The organism is Achromobacter sp. 18P8.1.1, from assembly GCF_057799415.1.
In genome coordinates this window covers 1-12,161 of sequence record NZ_JBYOKH010000074.1, presented here as the reverse complement: position 1 = coordinate 12,161, position 12,161 = coordinate 1, and the positions used below count along the sequence as shown (strand labels likewise).

The following is a 12,161-nucleotide window of genomic DNA, read 5'->3' as shown; positions in this document are numbered from 1 at the left end:
GGATGAATGCTCGCCCCGAAGGGTTGAGCGTTGCCGGCATGCTAGATAGGCGCCGTGTAAGCGCAATGACAGAAAGCTGTACAGAAGCTGAATCGAAGGCGGTTTTTTGATATCGGCATTGTCATGAACGACCGCTATAGTCGGGCGCGTCGCTTTTCGAATCCTTTGTCGTCCTCATGCCTCTTTCCTTGCGCCCCTCCCTGCCCTCCGCGCCTGCCGCGCTGCGCGTCCTTGCCGTGCTGGCGCTGGCCGCGGGCGTGGGGGTATGGGCCGCCGTGCTGCTTGCGCCGCGCCCGGGCCCGCTGCCTCCCGCCGTATCCGCCGCCGCGCCGCGCGCAGCCGACAACACGCCGGTGGCGCTGTGGTTCGGAAAAGATGAGGTGATGCGCACGCAGATCAGCGTGCTGGGCCTGATCGCGGCCGGTCCGGATGGCGCGGTGGTGCTAAGCGTGGACGGGGGGCCGCCCCTGGCTTACCGCGCGGGCGGCGAAGTGGCTCCAGGCATCGTGTTGCGCGATATCGCCGTGGACGCCGTGACGGTGGAGCAAGGGGGGAGATTGAACCGCCTGGCAACGCCCGCCGCGCTGGCGGCGCCAGCGGGGATCGCACAGGTGAATTGAACGTGGGGAATTGGTCGAATGCTTGCGGGTCAGGCGGCGCTTCCTTTCAAGCGCCCGCCGATCAGCGCTTGCGGCCCGCGGGGCGGCCCATTTGCTTGCGGCCTGCCAGGTTCGACAGGGAAGACCCTGCCGGTTTCTGTGTGGCGGCAGCCTGCTTCTTCTGTTGAAGCGCCTTTTCCACTAACGCCGCCAATCCAGTCGAAGACTTCTCTTTTGTAGCCATTACCGCTCCTTGTAGAAGGGCCATGGTAGCAGGCGGGCGGCGCGGCAACGCATTACTGTCATATTTCATGTCCACAATCCCGTGCTTCTAGCAAAAGACCGGAGTTGCAAAGTGCGTCAGTTACCGCGTGGGCTAGCCCGCCAGCAAGGTTTCACCCTGATCGAGATCATGGTGGTGATTGTGATCATGGGGATCCTGGCGGCCCTGATCGTGCCACGCGTGCTGGACCGCCCCGACCAGGCCCGGCAAGTCGCCGCGCGCCAGGACATCGCGGGCATCATGCAGGCGTTGAAGCTGTACCGGCTGGACAACGGCCGCTACCCCACCACGGCGCAAGGCCTGCGCGCGCTGGCCGAAAAGCCCGACGGCGCCAACAACTGGCGCGGCTATCTGGACAAGTTGCCCAATGACCCCTGGGGTCACCCGTATCAATACCTGAGCCCCGGCGTCAAGGGCGACATCGATGTCTTCTCGTTCGGCGCCGACAACAAGCCCGGGGGAGAAAACGGCGATGCCGACATCGGTTCCTGGGAGCTCTGAACGCGGCTTCACGCTGGTTGAGGTGCTGGTGGTGCTGGTGATCGTGGCCATCGCGGCCAGCATGGTCAGCCTGTCCATCGGCAAGCGCGACAACGGCCTGCGCAGCGACGCCCAACGCCTGGCGGACGCCTTCACGGTGGCGCAAAGCGAAGCCCGCAGCGACGGCCGCCCCATCCGCTGGCTGGCCAACGGCCAAGGCTGGTCATTCGAGCGCCAGGGGCGCCTGCCGGGCCCCAGCGCGGAAGAAGACACGCCCGTGCCCGTCGACCACCTGGAACACGACGACATGCTGCGCCCGCAAACCTGGGCGGCCGGGGTGGTCCAGCTGCGGCTGGATCCCGACCGACCGCTTGTCTTCAATACCGAATGGGTCGCCGCCCCAATGACGCTTACGCTTCACGCGGGGGATGCCAGCATCACCCTGCAACGCGACGCCTCCGGCCGTTATGACATCCGCTGAACTGCCCCGCCCCGCCGACCGCCAGCGCGGCTTCACCCTGATCGAAGTGCTGGTGGCGCTGGCCATCATCGCCGTGGCGATGGCCGCCGCCCTGCGCGCGACCGGCGTCATGTCGGCCAACAACCGCGCCTTGCAGGACAAGACGCTGGCGCTGCTGGCCGCGCAGAACGCCTTGACCCAGCTTCGGCTGGATCAGGTGCTGCCGCGTGCCGGTTCGCAAACCGTGCCCTGCCCGCAGGGCGGCCGCGCGCTGCAATGCGAACTGGTCTTCACCAATTCCATGAACCGCAGCTTCCGGCAGGTTTCCGTCAATGTCCATGACACGCGCTCCGCGCGTCCGGACGCGGTGCTGCTGCAACTGGACGGGCTGTTGTCCAGCCTGCGATGACCATGCGCCGCGCCGCTACCCCTCCCGCCCGCGCCCGCGCCGCCCAGGCCGGCTTTACGCTGATCGAAGTGCTGGTGGCCCTGGCGCTGATGGCGCTGGTCAGCCTGATGGCGTGGCGCGGCCTGGCCAGCGTGTCCAGCGCGCGGGACTGGATCGAGCAGGAGGCCGAGGACACGGACGCCATCGTGCGCACCCTGGGGCAGATGGGGCGCGACGTCGAGTTGTCCTACACCGGACCGGGCTTTGATGCCGCCGGCAAGGACGCGCTGGTATTGACGAGCGGCCTGCGCCTGTTGCGCCGGGCGAGCGGCGGCAACACCCTGGAGCTGCTGCGCCCCGACCCCGACGGCAACGGCCTGTGGCAGCGCGTGCAATGGCAAGTGCGGGCAGACGGCCTGTGGCGCGCCAGCGGCCCGTCGGCGCCGCGCAGCCCACTGCCGGCCGCGACCGACGGCGTGCGGCTCCTGCCCGGCGTGCGGGTAATGAGCGTGCGCGCCTGGATCCCGGGCACGGGCTGGGTCGACGCCAATGCCAGCTTCGCCACCGCGCCCACCGGCATCGAGATCATGCTGGAACGCGGCGCGGCCAACGCGCCGCAGCGTTACACCCGTATCCTGGAGCTGCCATGACGGTGCTTCCCCCGGCCCGCGAACGCGGCGCGGCAGTCATCAGCGCGTTGATCATCGTCGCGATCGTGGCGGCACTGACCACCAGCCTCTTCCAGCGCCAGACCGCCAGCACCCGCCGCGTGGAAAACGAGCTGGCCCGCGTACAGGCCCGCGTGATGCTGGCCGGCGGCATCGACTGGGCGCGCCTGGTCATCCGCGATCACGGCAAGCGCGAGTCCACCACACGCGGCGACCAGATCTGGGCGACGCCCGTGCTGGACACCCGAATCGAACGGCCGGGCGACGACCGCGTGGCCGTGTTCTCGGGCCGCGTGCAGGACGAGCAAGGCAAATACAACCTGAGCAATCTTGCGCGCAACGGCGTGCCGCAACCCGAACAGGAAAAGGTGCTGCGCCGGCTGCTGAACGTGCAGCAGTTGCCCGACACCCTGGCCGGACACCTCATCGACATCGTGGCTGCCGCGCAACCGCCGGCGCTGGCAGCCGATTCCCCCGCCTCGTCGAACGGCCAGCCCGTCCCCGCACCCGACGCGCGCGCGCCGCTGCCGCGTGGCGTGGACGAGATCGCCGCCCAGCTCGGGCTGGAACCGCCCGTGCGCAATGCGCTGCGCCGCACGATGACCGTGCTGCCGGTCGCCACCAGCGTCAACGTCAACACCGCGCCCGCCGAGGTCATCGCCGCGCTGGTGCCGGGCCTGTCGCTCAGCCAGGCGCGCGCGATGACCGGCGAACGCGATCGCGGCAACTGGTTCAACAACGCGGGCGACTTCGCCAACCGGCTTGCCGGCACCGGCGTGGAAGGGCCCGCGCCCACTGTCACGACTGCCAGCGGCTGGTTCCTGGCCAGCGGCACGGTGGTCTATGAGCGGGCCCGGGTATCCATGCAGGCCCTGGTGCGCAGCGCCCCGCCCGCCGCGCCCGACACGATATGGACACGAGAAATCCCATGAATTGCCCCAAAAACTCCCTGAGAATCGCGCTGCCGCCCCTGGATGAGTTCAGCGCCAGCTCGCCGTTGCCCTATGCCTGGTTCGACCGGCGCGGACGCTGCGCGCAGCAGGGCGAACTGACCTTGCAGGCCATGGGCAATGCCTATCCCAACGCCGCGTGCGAGGCCGTGCTGCATCCGGCCGACGTCATCGCCACCACGGTGCAGATCCCTGCCGTTGCTCGCCCACGCTTCGCCGCCGCGGTGCACAGCGCGCTGGAACCGCTGGTGCTGAGCGACCTGGACGCGCTTGCGATCGGCTACGGTGCGCGCGGCGCCGACGGCAAGGTGCCCTTGGCCTGGGCGCCGCGCGAACCCGTGCGGCGGGCGTGGAGCCTGCTGAATGCGCAGGGTTTGCGCGCGCATGCGCTCATTGCGCCGCAGACTCTGGGGCCCGAATCCGACGCGCCGTTGCGCGACCCGGCCGATCCGCGCTGGCGCGCGCCCTCGCCGTCCTGGTCGCTGGCCATGCCGCAATTAGCTCCGGCGCGCGTATCCCGCTGGCGCCCGGTCTGGCGCTGGAGCGCGGCCGCGGCCGCCGTGTGGATCGCCGGCCTGAACATCCATGCCGCGCAATTGGGCGCCGAAGCCGACGCGCTGAAAAACAGGATGCGCCAGCAAGTGCTGGCCGCGTTCCCCGATCTGCCCGTGGTGCTGGACCCCGCACGCCAGGCCCAGCAGGGCCTGGATGCGCTGCAAGCCAACCGGGGCGCGGCCAGCGCCGCGGACTTCCTGCCGCTGGCGCGCGCCGCCGCGCAGACCCTGCCCTTCGCGGCCGACAAGGTCGCGCGCCTGACGTACGCCGACCAGGCGCTGACCCTGCAACTGGCCGATGCCGGCGAACAAGCGCAACGCGTTGCGGAAACGCCGGCGCTGATCCAGCAGGCGGCCGCCTTGGGCCTGAAACTCGAACGCGGCGATACCGACAACACCTGGCGCATCCTGCGCAAGCAACCATGACACTGAACCAACGCCTGCAACACGCCTGGCAATCCCTCCGCAAGCCTGTGGACCCGGCACTGGCCCGCGCACGGCAGCGCTACGAAGCGCTGGCGCCGCGCGAACGCCGGCTGGTCACGGGTGCGGCCGCGCTGCTGGGTTCGGCTCTGGCTTTCGTCACCTTGATCGAACCGCCCTTGAATGCGATGCGCAAGCTCCAGGCTGAATTGCCGGCCTTGCGCACCCAGGCCGCCAGCGTCGCCGACCTGACGGCCCAAGCCCGATCCCTGCGCCAGCGGTCCGCCACCCCAGCCACGGCCATGCCCACCTCGGCGGAACTGGGCGCCAGCCTGGAACGCGCCGGCCTGCCGGCGGGCATGTGGACATTGGGTCAGCCGGAATCCGGCGCGGGCGTGCAACTGGCCCTGAATCAGGCCCCGTCGTCCGCGCTACTGCGCTGGCTGGACGGCGCGGGCCGCGATTGGGGGCTGGCCACGCACAAGGTCGACCTGACCCGCGCCGCCAACCCCAATGGCCGGCCGCTGCCTGGTCTGGTGAATGGCCAGGTGACCCTGGCCCTGCCGGACAAGGCGGGAGCCCGCTGATGCCGCCACCCCGGATCAACAAGCGCGCGGCCGCCCTGCTGCTGGCCAGCGGCGCCTGTGCGCTGGCCGCCGGAGTCAGCGTGCTCCCTGCGCGGTGGCTGCTGGCGCTGCAGCCGGAGCAATCGCTGGTGGCACTGGCCGACGCCAGTGGCACCGTGTGGCAGGGCAGCGCCTGGATCGCATTGGGGCCCAAGGGGTCGCAGCGCGTGCTGCCGCAGCCGGTGCAATGGCAATGGCGCTGGAATGCGATGGCGCTGGAAATCACTCACCCCTGGCTGCAAGGGCCGCTGCGCGCCCGTATCGGCTGGACGGGCCTGTCGCTGCCGGCGCAGTCCCTGCGCGTCCCTGCCTCGGTCTTGCCCGCGCTGGGCGCGCCCTGGAACACGCTGGCGCCCGAAGGCATGCTGGAGATCAGCTGGCAGGCCCTGCGGCTGGGCGGGCCCCTGCCGACCGGCCCGATCGCCGATCTGCGCTGGCGCAATGCCGGCACGGCACTGACCTCCGTCGCGCCTGTCGGCACCTACCTGCTGCGGGTACAAGGCACCGGCAAACCGGGCGCCGCGCTGGCGCTCAGTACGGAAAGCGGCGTGCTGGCGGTGTCCGGCCAGGGCAATGTGACGGCTCGGGGGGTGAATTTCGAGGGCCAGGCCACGTTTGCCGCGTCGGCCACCGACGCCCAGCGCGCCGCGCTGGACGGATTGATGTCGACCCTTGGCCGGCGTTCGAACGATACGGTGCTGTTCGGCACCGGCAAGTGAACCTTGCCGGTGCCCGCGCGCGCGACGTCAGGCGTCGCGCGTGACGCGCACGATCTCTTCCGGCGACGTCTGGCCGCCGTCCACCCAGCGCTGGCCGTCCTGCCGCATCGTCCGCATCCCTGCCGCCACGGCGGCCAGGCGCAGTTCGCGTTCGTCGCGGCCTTCATGGATCAGCCGCCGCGCGTCGTCATCCACCGTGAACAGCTCGTGGATACCCGAACGTCCGCTATAGCCGGTGTGATTGCAGGTCGGGCATCCCACCGGGTGGAACACCTGCCTGCCGTCCAGCATGGCGGGCTTCTTGCATTCCGGACACAGCTTGCGCACCAGGCGTTGCGCCAGCACGCCCAGCAACGACGAGGCCAACAGGAAGGGCTCGACCCCCATGTCCGTCAAGCGCGTCACGGCGGACACGGCGTCATTGGTGTGCAGCGTGGCCAGCACCAGGTGGCCCGTCAGCGAGGCCTGCACGGCGATCTGCGCGGTTTCAAGGTCGCGGATTTCGCCGATCATGATCACGTCCGGGTCCTGGCGCAGGATGGCGCGCAGGGCCAGCGCGAAGCTCATGTCGATCTTGGCGTTGACCTGGGTCTGGCTGATGCCCGACAGGTCGTACTCAATCGGGTCTTCGACCGTCAGGATATTGCTGGTGGCCGCATCCAGCCGGCTCAGCGCCGCATAAAGCGTGGTGGTCTTGCCGCTGCCGGTCGGCCCCGTCACCAGCACGATGCCGTGCGGCTGCCGGATCAGGCGGTCCAGCTGCGTCAACACCTCCGGGCACATGCCAAGGCGTTCCAGCTGCAGGCGCCCTGCCTCCTTGTCCAGCAGGCGCAGCACGGCGCGTTCGCCATGCCCTGTCGGCAAGGTGGACACGCGCACGTCGATCGGCCGCCCGCCCACGCGCAGCGCAATGCGGCCGTCCTGCGGCAGGCGCTTTTCGGCGATGTCCAGATGCGCCATGATCTTGATGCGTGAAATCAGCGCGGCATGCAGGGCCTTGCGCGGCGACACCACATCGCGCAAGGTGCCGTCCACGCGGTAGCGCACCACGGAATGCGTCTCGAAGGGCTCGATGTGGATATCGCTGGCGCCATCGCGCGCCGCCTGCGCGAAGAGCGCGTTGATCATGCGGATCACAGGCGCGTCGTCCTGCGCCTCCAGCAGGTCCGCCACTTCGGGCATGTCCTGCAGCAGCCGGTCCAGATCGATCTCGTTTTCGGCCACGCCCATGACGGACGCCGCGTCCTCGGAATGGCTGTAGGCGGCCGTCAGCAAGGTCTCCAGCGCCTCGTCGTCGACATGCGCCAGCGCGATATCGCCGTGGCAGCGCCGGATCTCGCGCACCGCCCAATCGGGGGTGCGCGGGCTGACCGTCAACTGCACCTGCCCCGCACGCAGCGACAGCACGGCGCGCTGCGCGCGCGCCCAGGCATAGGGCAAGGGGTGCGCGCTCATAGCAGCGACTCGGGGTCCACCGCGACGCCCATGGTGACCGACTGCGACACGCGCATCGGCATCGACGCGTCGCGCTGCGGCGCCATGCCCGGATACTGGCGCACCGCGAAGGATTCCACGGTGGCGGGCGGCGGACGGCGCATCGTGGCCGCCTGCTGTTCCGGCCGCAGGTCATAGGCGTTGTTCGACACGGAAGGCGCGGAACCCGGCGGCGGCAGCATCGGCGCCTGCATGTCGGGAAGCACCCAATGTTCGCCGGGCTGCGTGGCGGCTTGCGCGCGGCGCATGTAGTCGTAGCGGTCCATGGTAACGCTGGCGCTGCGGTTCGCGTCGCGCACGACGTACGGGCGCAGGAAGACCATCAGGTTGGTCTTGGTGCGCTTGCGTGAATCGTAGCGGAACAGCGACCCGATCAGCGGCAGCGAACTCAGGCCCGGCACGGCGTTGGTGGTCAGCGTCACGTTGTCTTCCAGCAGGCCGCCCAGCACGATGATCTGGCCGTCGTCGATCAGTACACTGGTGTCGATGGCGCGCTTGTTGGTCACGATGCCGGTGGTGGCGTTGGAGCGGCTTTCGTCGATGCTGCTGACTTCCTGGTAGATGTCCAGTTTGACCGCGCCGCCTTCCGAAATCTGCGGACGGATGTTCAGCTTCAAGCCCACGTCCTCGCGCTCGATCGTCTGGAACGGATTGGAGCTGCCGTTGCTGCCCGAGGTCACGTACTGCCCCGTCACGAAGGGCACGGTCTTGCCGACCAGAATGCTGGCAGACTGGTTGTCCAGCGTCAGCAGGTTCGGCGTGGACAGGATGTTGGCTTCGCCCGAGTTCTGCATGGCGCGCGCCAGCACGCCCAGGTTGATGACCTTGTTGCCCAGCACGTCCACCGTGCCCTTGACCACGCCCAGGCTCAAACCGCCGCCGAGCGCGTCGATCGACGTCGGCCCCGTGCCGGTAATGCCGCTGCCGCCCAAGTTGGTGCCGCCGATGAAGCTGGTGCCGCCGCTGTTGATGTTGCCCGCGCCCGTCATCCACTGGATGCCGAATTCCGCGGCCTTCTGTTCGCTGACTTCCACGATCAGGCTTTCCACCAGCACCTGTGCGCGACGCTGGTCCAGTTGGTCAATCACTTCGCGCAGGCTGCGGTACAGCGGCTCCGGCGCCGAGATGATCAGCGAGTTGGTCGCCGGGTCTGCCTGGATGGTGGCGCCGCCTGCCGAATACGACACGGCCTGGGTGCTGTTGTCTTCGCGCGAGATGCGTTCCTGCTCACCCGACAGGCCGCCCTTGGACGAGCCCGACATGCCCTGCCCCATCTGGCCGCCAGTGTTGGACGCGGTGTTCTGCGGGCGCGCGCCGCCTTGCGCACCGCCTGTGGGGCCTGAAGCGCCGGCGGCGCCACCGTTGGCGCCCGGCGCGGCGTTCGCCTGGCCGGTCAGCAAGCCGCCCAGCACTTCGGCGATGCGCGTGGCTTGCGCGTTGCGCATGTACACCACGTGCAGGTTGCCCGCGCGGTTCTGCTGCGCATCCAGCTTCATGATCAGGTCGCGAGCCAGCCGCGTGCGCGCGGGGCTGCCGGAACGCACCAGCACGCTGTTGCTGCGCGGGTCGGCCACGACGGCGATGCGCTGGGTCGGATCACTGCTTTGCGTATCCAGCAGTTGCGAGGCCAGAATGGCGATGTCGGTCGCGATGCCGGACTGCACCGGCACCACGTCCGTGTCAATCGAGCTGGGAACGTCGATGCGCGCGATGACCTGCGCGATCCGTTCCAGGTTGTCCGCGTAGTCCGTCACCACCAGCGTGTTGTTGCCGGGGTAGGCATTGATGGGGTTGTTCGGCGGCACCATCGGCCGCAGCACCGGCACCAGGTTCGCGGCGTTCTCGTACTTCAGCGGGAACACGCGCGTCAGCATTTCACCGCTACTGCTGCCCTTTGCAAACGTCGACACCGGCACCGGCGCGCGCGCGGCGCCACCCGTCGGCGTGCCGGATGCGGGCGCTGCGGGCCGCGTATTGCCTACCACCGCGCTGCCTTGCAGCTTGGCATCGGCCTCGGGCACCACTCGTGTCACGCCGTCCACATCAACGATCGCAAAGCCCTGCAGGCGCAATGCGCCGGTCAGCATGGCCAGCGCCTGTCCGCTATCGACGGGCCGGTCCGACACCAGCGTGAGCTTGCCCTTGACGCGGGGGTCGACCAGGAAGTTGCGCTGCGTGAACAGCGACAGCGCGCGCAACACGGCGGGGATATCGGTGTCGACGAAATTCAGGCTGACACGGTTGTCTGCCTGTTGGGCGTGGGCCGTGCTGAGTGCCGGTCCGATTTGGCTTGCTGCAAGCAAGACCGCAAGGCTGAACTGCGCGAGATGACGCATGACGAGATAGGTGCCTGAGACGTGAAATCGTGTGAAAAAACGTGAAAGCGCGTCGGAGTATACGGGGTGACAGTGCAACACTACGGTCATATTTGACATGCAACATACTGGCTGGAAACCCTTTAAATTCGGGGCTTTTGCACGTTTCGCATTTGCGTGCGCCCCCTTGCCTCAACCATGCCTTCCTTCCGTTACGAAGCGACCGACGCGCTTGGAAAAATCGTGCGCGGCACGATCGATGCCGACTCCGAGCGGGGTGCCCGCAACCAGTTGCGCGGCCGCGGACTGTTGCCGTTGTCCACCGCGTTGGCGGCACGGGCGGAGGGGTTGGGCGCCAGCTTGCGCACCCGCTTGTCGGACGCCGACCTGGCCTGGTTGACGCGCCAGCTGGCCAGCCTGCTGGCCGCGCGCCTGCCGTTGGACGCCGCACTGTCCGCCACGCTGGAGCAAGCCGAAAAGAAGCACATCGCCGCCACCCTGGGCAGCGTGCGCGACGACGTGCGCGCCGGCCATCGCCTGTCCACCGCCTTGGCTGCGCGCCCCCGCGACTTTCCCGAGATTTACCGCGCGCTCATCGGCGCGGGCGAAGAATCCGGTGACCTGGCGCAGGTGATGGAAAAGCTGGCGGACTACATCGAAGAACGCAACACGCTGCGCAGCAAAGTGATGACGGCGTTCATCTACCCGGCGGTGGTGGCCAGCGTATCGGTCATCATCGTCATCTTCCTGCTGGGCTACGTGGTGCCGCAAGTGGTGTCCGCTTTCAACCACGCCAAGCAGCAGTTGCCGATGCTGACCCGCGTGATGCTGGCCCTGTCCGACTATGTCCGCGAATGGGGCATGGTGACGGGCGTTGCGCTGGTGCTGCTGATTGCGTTGTGGCGCTATACCTTGCGGGCGCCGGCGGCGCGGCGGGCCTGGCACGCGCGCGTGCTGCGGCTGCCGCTGGCAGGCCGCTTCGTGCTGGGCGTCAATGCGGCGCGCTTCGCGTCCACGCTGGCGATCCTGTGCGGCAGCGGCGTGGCGCTGTTGACCGCCTTGGAAGCCGCCCGCCGCACGCTTGGCAACGATGTGCTGCGCCAGGCCGTGGACGAAGCGTCGGAGCGCGTACGCGAAGGCGCGGCACTGTCCGCGTCGCTGGGCGCGCAGAAAGTCTTCCCCTCTCTGCTGGTGCATCTGATCGCCAGCGGCGAGAAGACGGGCCGCCTGCCCGAGCTGCTGGACCGCGGCGCGCAGAACCTGTCGCGCGACCTGGAACGGCGCGCAATGGCGATGACGGCCTTGCTGGAGCCGGCGTTGATCCTGCTGATGGGCGGATTCGTGCTGCTGATCGTGCTGGCGGTGATGATGCCGATCCTGGAAATGAATCAGCTTATCCGCTGACGGGCGTTCCCCTCCCCCCCGGGGGGAAGAGGCCGCGCAGCAGGACAAGGCCGCGCGTTTCTGTAATATTGCGCAATGGCCTGGCCGTTCGTTTTGCCGCTGCCTCGACCCCGTCGCCTTCCGCGACCGCACGCCATGTGACCCCGGATATTTGCCATGCCCGACCCGATTCGTCTGCAGGCCCTGATACAGGATTGCGCGCGCGGCCAGGAATCCGCGCTGGCCGAACTCTATCGCCAGACGTCCCCGCATCTGTTTGCGCTTGCCGTACGTATATTGCGACGAAGCGACTGGGCGGAGGAGGTCCTCCAGGACAGCTTCATCAATATCTGGCGCAACGCCGCCCGCTATTCTTCCGAGCAGAGCCAAGTCATGACCTGGATGACGCGCATCGTGCGCAACCGCTGTATCGACCTACTGCGCAGGCCGGACCTGGAGCGCCCCGACGCCGACGGCGAATTGACGCTGGCATGGGCGGACGACGCGCCGGGCCCGTTCGAACGCCTGCAGACCGATCAGGATGCCCGGCGCCTGGCCGACTGCCTGAAGCAACTCGAGGGTCAGCAGCGCGCGGCCATCGCGCTGTCATTCTTCGATGACCTGAGCCACAGCGAGATCGCCAGCCGTCTGCAGACGCCGCTGGGCACCATCAAAAGCTGGGTGCGCCGCGGCATGGAACGGCTCAAGAGGTGCCTGTCATGAACTACCGCGATCCGCAATTACGCGCCCGGCTGGCGGCCGACTATGTCGCCGGCGCCATGCGCGGGGGGGGGGGGGGGCGGGGGGGGGGGGGGGGGG

At 68.6% G+C, this 12,161-nt stretch carries 14 protein-coding genes; 11 read left to right on the top strand and 3 right to left on the bottom strand.

Annotated features, from left to right (window positions below; all coding sequences use genetic code 11):
- Positions 1-176 precede the first annotated feature (176 nt).
- On the top strand, positions 177-620 hold the full coding sequence (locus AC27VE_RS29150; protein WP_088588406.1) for a general secretion pathway protein GspC: 444 nt from the start codon (positions 177-179) through the stop codon (positions 618-620).
- Between the two features lie 61 nt (positions 621-681).
- Here AC27VE_RS29150 and AC27VE_RS29145 read toward each other — a convergent pair whose 3' ends face one another.
- Complete coding sequence (locus AC27VE_RS29145; RefSeq protein WP_131224914.1) at positions 682-912, bottom strand: hypothetical protein; 231 nt, start codon at positions 910-912, stop codon at positions 682-684.
- 42 nt (positions 913-954) lie between these two features.
- Between AC27VE_RS29145 and gspG the strand changes: the two genes are divergently transcribed.
- Genes gspG through gspN form a run of 8 tightly spaced genes read left to right on the top strand, consistent with a single transcriptional unit; the run spans position 955 to position 6,150 of the window.
- On the top strand, positions 955-1,383 hold the full coding sequence (gspG, locus tag AC27VE_RS29140) for a type II secretion system major pseudopilin GspG (protein WP_035214085.1): 429 nt from the start codon (positions 955-957) through the stop codon (positions 1,381-1,383).
- Entirely contained in the window at positions 1,355-1,843 is a 489-nt protein-coding gene (gspH, locus tag AC27VE_RS29135) for a type II secretion system minor pseudopilin GspH (protein ID WP_006227367.1), read from the top strand. Before gspG ends, gspH begins: the two co-directional genes overlap by 29 nt.
- Complete coding sequence (gene gspI / locus AC27VE_RS29130) at positions 1,830-2,231, top strand: type II secretion system minor pseudopilin GspI (protein ID WP_006227366.1); 402 nt, start codon at positions 1,830-1,832, stop codon at positions 2,229-2,231. The genes gspH and gspI overlap by 14 nt, the downstream gene beginning before the upstream one ends.
- Positions 2,228-2,860, top strand: a complete 633-nt coding sequence (locus tag AC27VE_RS29125) for a PulJ/GspJ family protein (protein ID WP_427961585.1) — start codon at positions 2,228-2,230, stop codon at positions 2,858-2,860. Before gspI ends, AC27VE_RS29125 begins: the two co-directional genes overlap by 4 nt.
- Positions 2,857-3,810, top strand: a complete 954-nt coding sequence (gspK, locus tag AC27VE_RS29120) for a type II secretion system minor pseudopilin GspK (RefSeq protein WP_088588409.1) — start codon at positions 2,857-2,859, stop codon at positions 3,808-3,810. The genes AC27VE_RS29125 and gspK overlap by 4 nt, the downstream gene beginning before the upstream one ends.
- Positions 3,807-4,808: a type II secretion system protein GspL gene (gene gspL, locus AC27VE_RS29115; protein ID WP_488705703.1), complete on the top strand. Its 1,002-nt coding sequence runs from the start codon at positions 3,807-3,809 to the stop codon at positions 4,806-4,808. The genes gspK and gspL overlap by 4 nt, the downstream gene beginning before the upstream one ends.
- Positions 4,805-5,392 (top strand): type II secretion system protein M, encoded by a 588-nt coding sequence (locus AC27VE_RS29110; protein ID WP_488705702.1) that lies wholly within the window; start codon positions 4,805-4,807, stop codon positions 5,390-5,392. Before gspL ends, AC27VE_RS29110 begins: the two co-directional genes overlap by 4 nt.
- The gene (gene gspN / locus AC27VE_RS29105; RefSeq protein WP_488705701.1) at positions 5,392-6,150 is read left to right on the top strand and encodes a type II secretion system protein N; all 759 of its coding nucleotides are present in this window, start codon (positions 5,392-5,394) and stop codon (positions 6,148-6,150) included. Before AC27VE_RS29110 ends, gspN begins: the two co-directional genes overlap by 1 nt.
- Positions 6,151-6,177: 27 nt before the next feature.
- On the opposite strand, the gene gspE is transcribed toward gspN, so the two are convergent.
- Entirely contained in the window at positions 6,178-7,605 is a 1,428-nt protein-coding gene (gene gspE, locus AC27VE_RS29100) for a type II secretion system ATPase GspE (RefSeq protein ID WP_280029338.1), read from the bottom strand.
- On the bottom strand, positions 7,602-9,980 hold the full coding sequence (gspD, locus tag AC27VE_RS29095; protein WP_488705700.1) for a type II secretion system secretin GspD: 2,379 nt from the start codon (positions 9,978-9,980) through the stop codon (positions 7,602-7,604). Before gspD ends, gspE begins: the two co-directional genes overlap by 4 nt.
- A 177-nt stretch (positions 9,981-10,157) precedes the next feature.
- On the opposite strand from gspD, the gene gspF reads away from it, so the two are divergent.
- Together gspF and AC27VE_RS29085 are read left to right on the top strand one after the other, a co-directional pair.
- Complete coding sequence (gene gspF, locus AC27VE_RS29090; protein ID WP_006227358.1) at positions 10,158-11,363, top strand: type II secretion system inner membrane protein GspF; 1,206 nt, start codon at positions 10,158-10,160, stop codon at positions 11,361-11,363.
- Between the two features lie 156 nt (positions 11,364-11,519).
- Positions 11,520-12,065, top strand: a complete 546-nt coding sequence (locus tag AC27VE_RS29085; protein WP_006227357.1) for an RNA polymerase sigma factor — start codon at positions 11,520-11,522, stop codon at positions 12,063-12,065.
- Positions 12,066-12,161: the final 96 nt, after the last annotated feature.

Coding starts and splice junctions, on each gene's coding strand:
- AC27VE_RS29150 (WP_088588406.1), top strand. CDS start 177: ATGCCTCTTTCCTTGCGCCCCTCCCTGCCCTCCGCGCCTGCCGCGCTG.
- AC27VE_RS29145 (WP_131224914.1), bottom strand. CDS start 912: ATGAAATATGACAGTAATGCGTTGCCGCGCCGCCCGCCTGCTACCATG.
- gspH (WP_006227367.1), top strand. CDS start 1,355: ATGCCGACATCGGTTCCTGGGAGCTCTGAACGCGGCTTCACGCTGGTT.
- gspI (WP_006227366.1), top strand. CDS start 1,830: ATGACATCCGCTGAACTGCCCCGCCCCGCCGACCGCCAGCGCGGCTTC.
- AC27VE_RS29125 (WP_427961585.1), top strand. CDS start 2,228: ATGACCATGCGCCGCGCCGCTACCCCTCCCGCCCGCGCCCGCGCCGCC.
- gspK (WP_088588409.1), top strand. CDS start 2,857: ATGACGGTGCTTCCCCCGGCCCGCGAACGCGGCGCGGCAGTCATCAGC.
- gspL (WP_488705703.1), top strand. CDS start 3,807: ATGAATTGCCCCAAAAACTCCCTGAGAATCGCGCTGCCGCCCCTGGAT.
- AC27VE_RS29110 (WP_488705702.1), top strand. CDS start 4,805: ATGACACTGAACCAACGCCTGCAACACGCCTGGCAATCCCTCCGCAAG.
- gspN (WP_488705701.1), top strand. CDS start 5,392: ATGCCGCCACCCCGGATCAACAAGCGCGCGGCCGCCCTGCTGCTGGCC.
- gspE (WP_280029338.1), bottom strand. CDS start 7,605: ATGAGCGCGCACCCCTTGCCCTATGCCTGGGCGCGCGCGCAGCGCGCC.
- gspD (WP_488705700.1), bottom strand. CDS start 9,980: ATGCGTCATCTCGCGCAGTTCAGCCTTGCGGTCTTGCTTGCAGCAAGC.
- gspF (WP_006227358.1), top strand. CDS start 10,158: ATGCCTTCCTTCCGTTACGAAGCGACCGACGCGCTTGGAAAAATCGTG.
- AC27VE_RS29085 (WP_006227357.1), top strand. CDS start 11,520: ATGCCCGACCCGATTCGTCTGCAGGCCCTGATACAGGATTGCGCGCGC.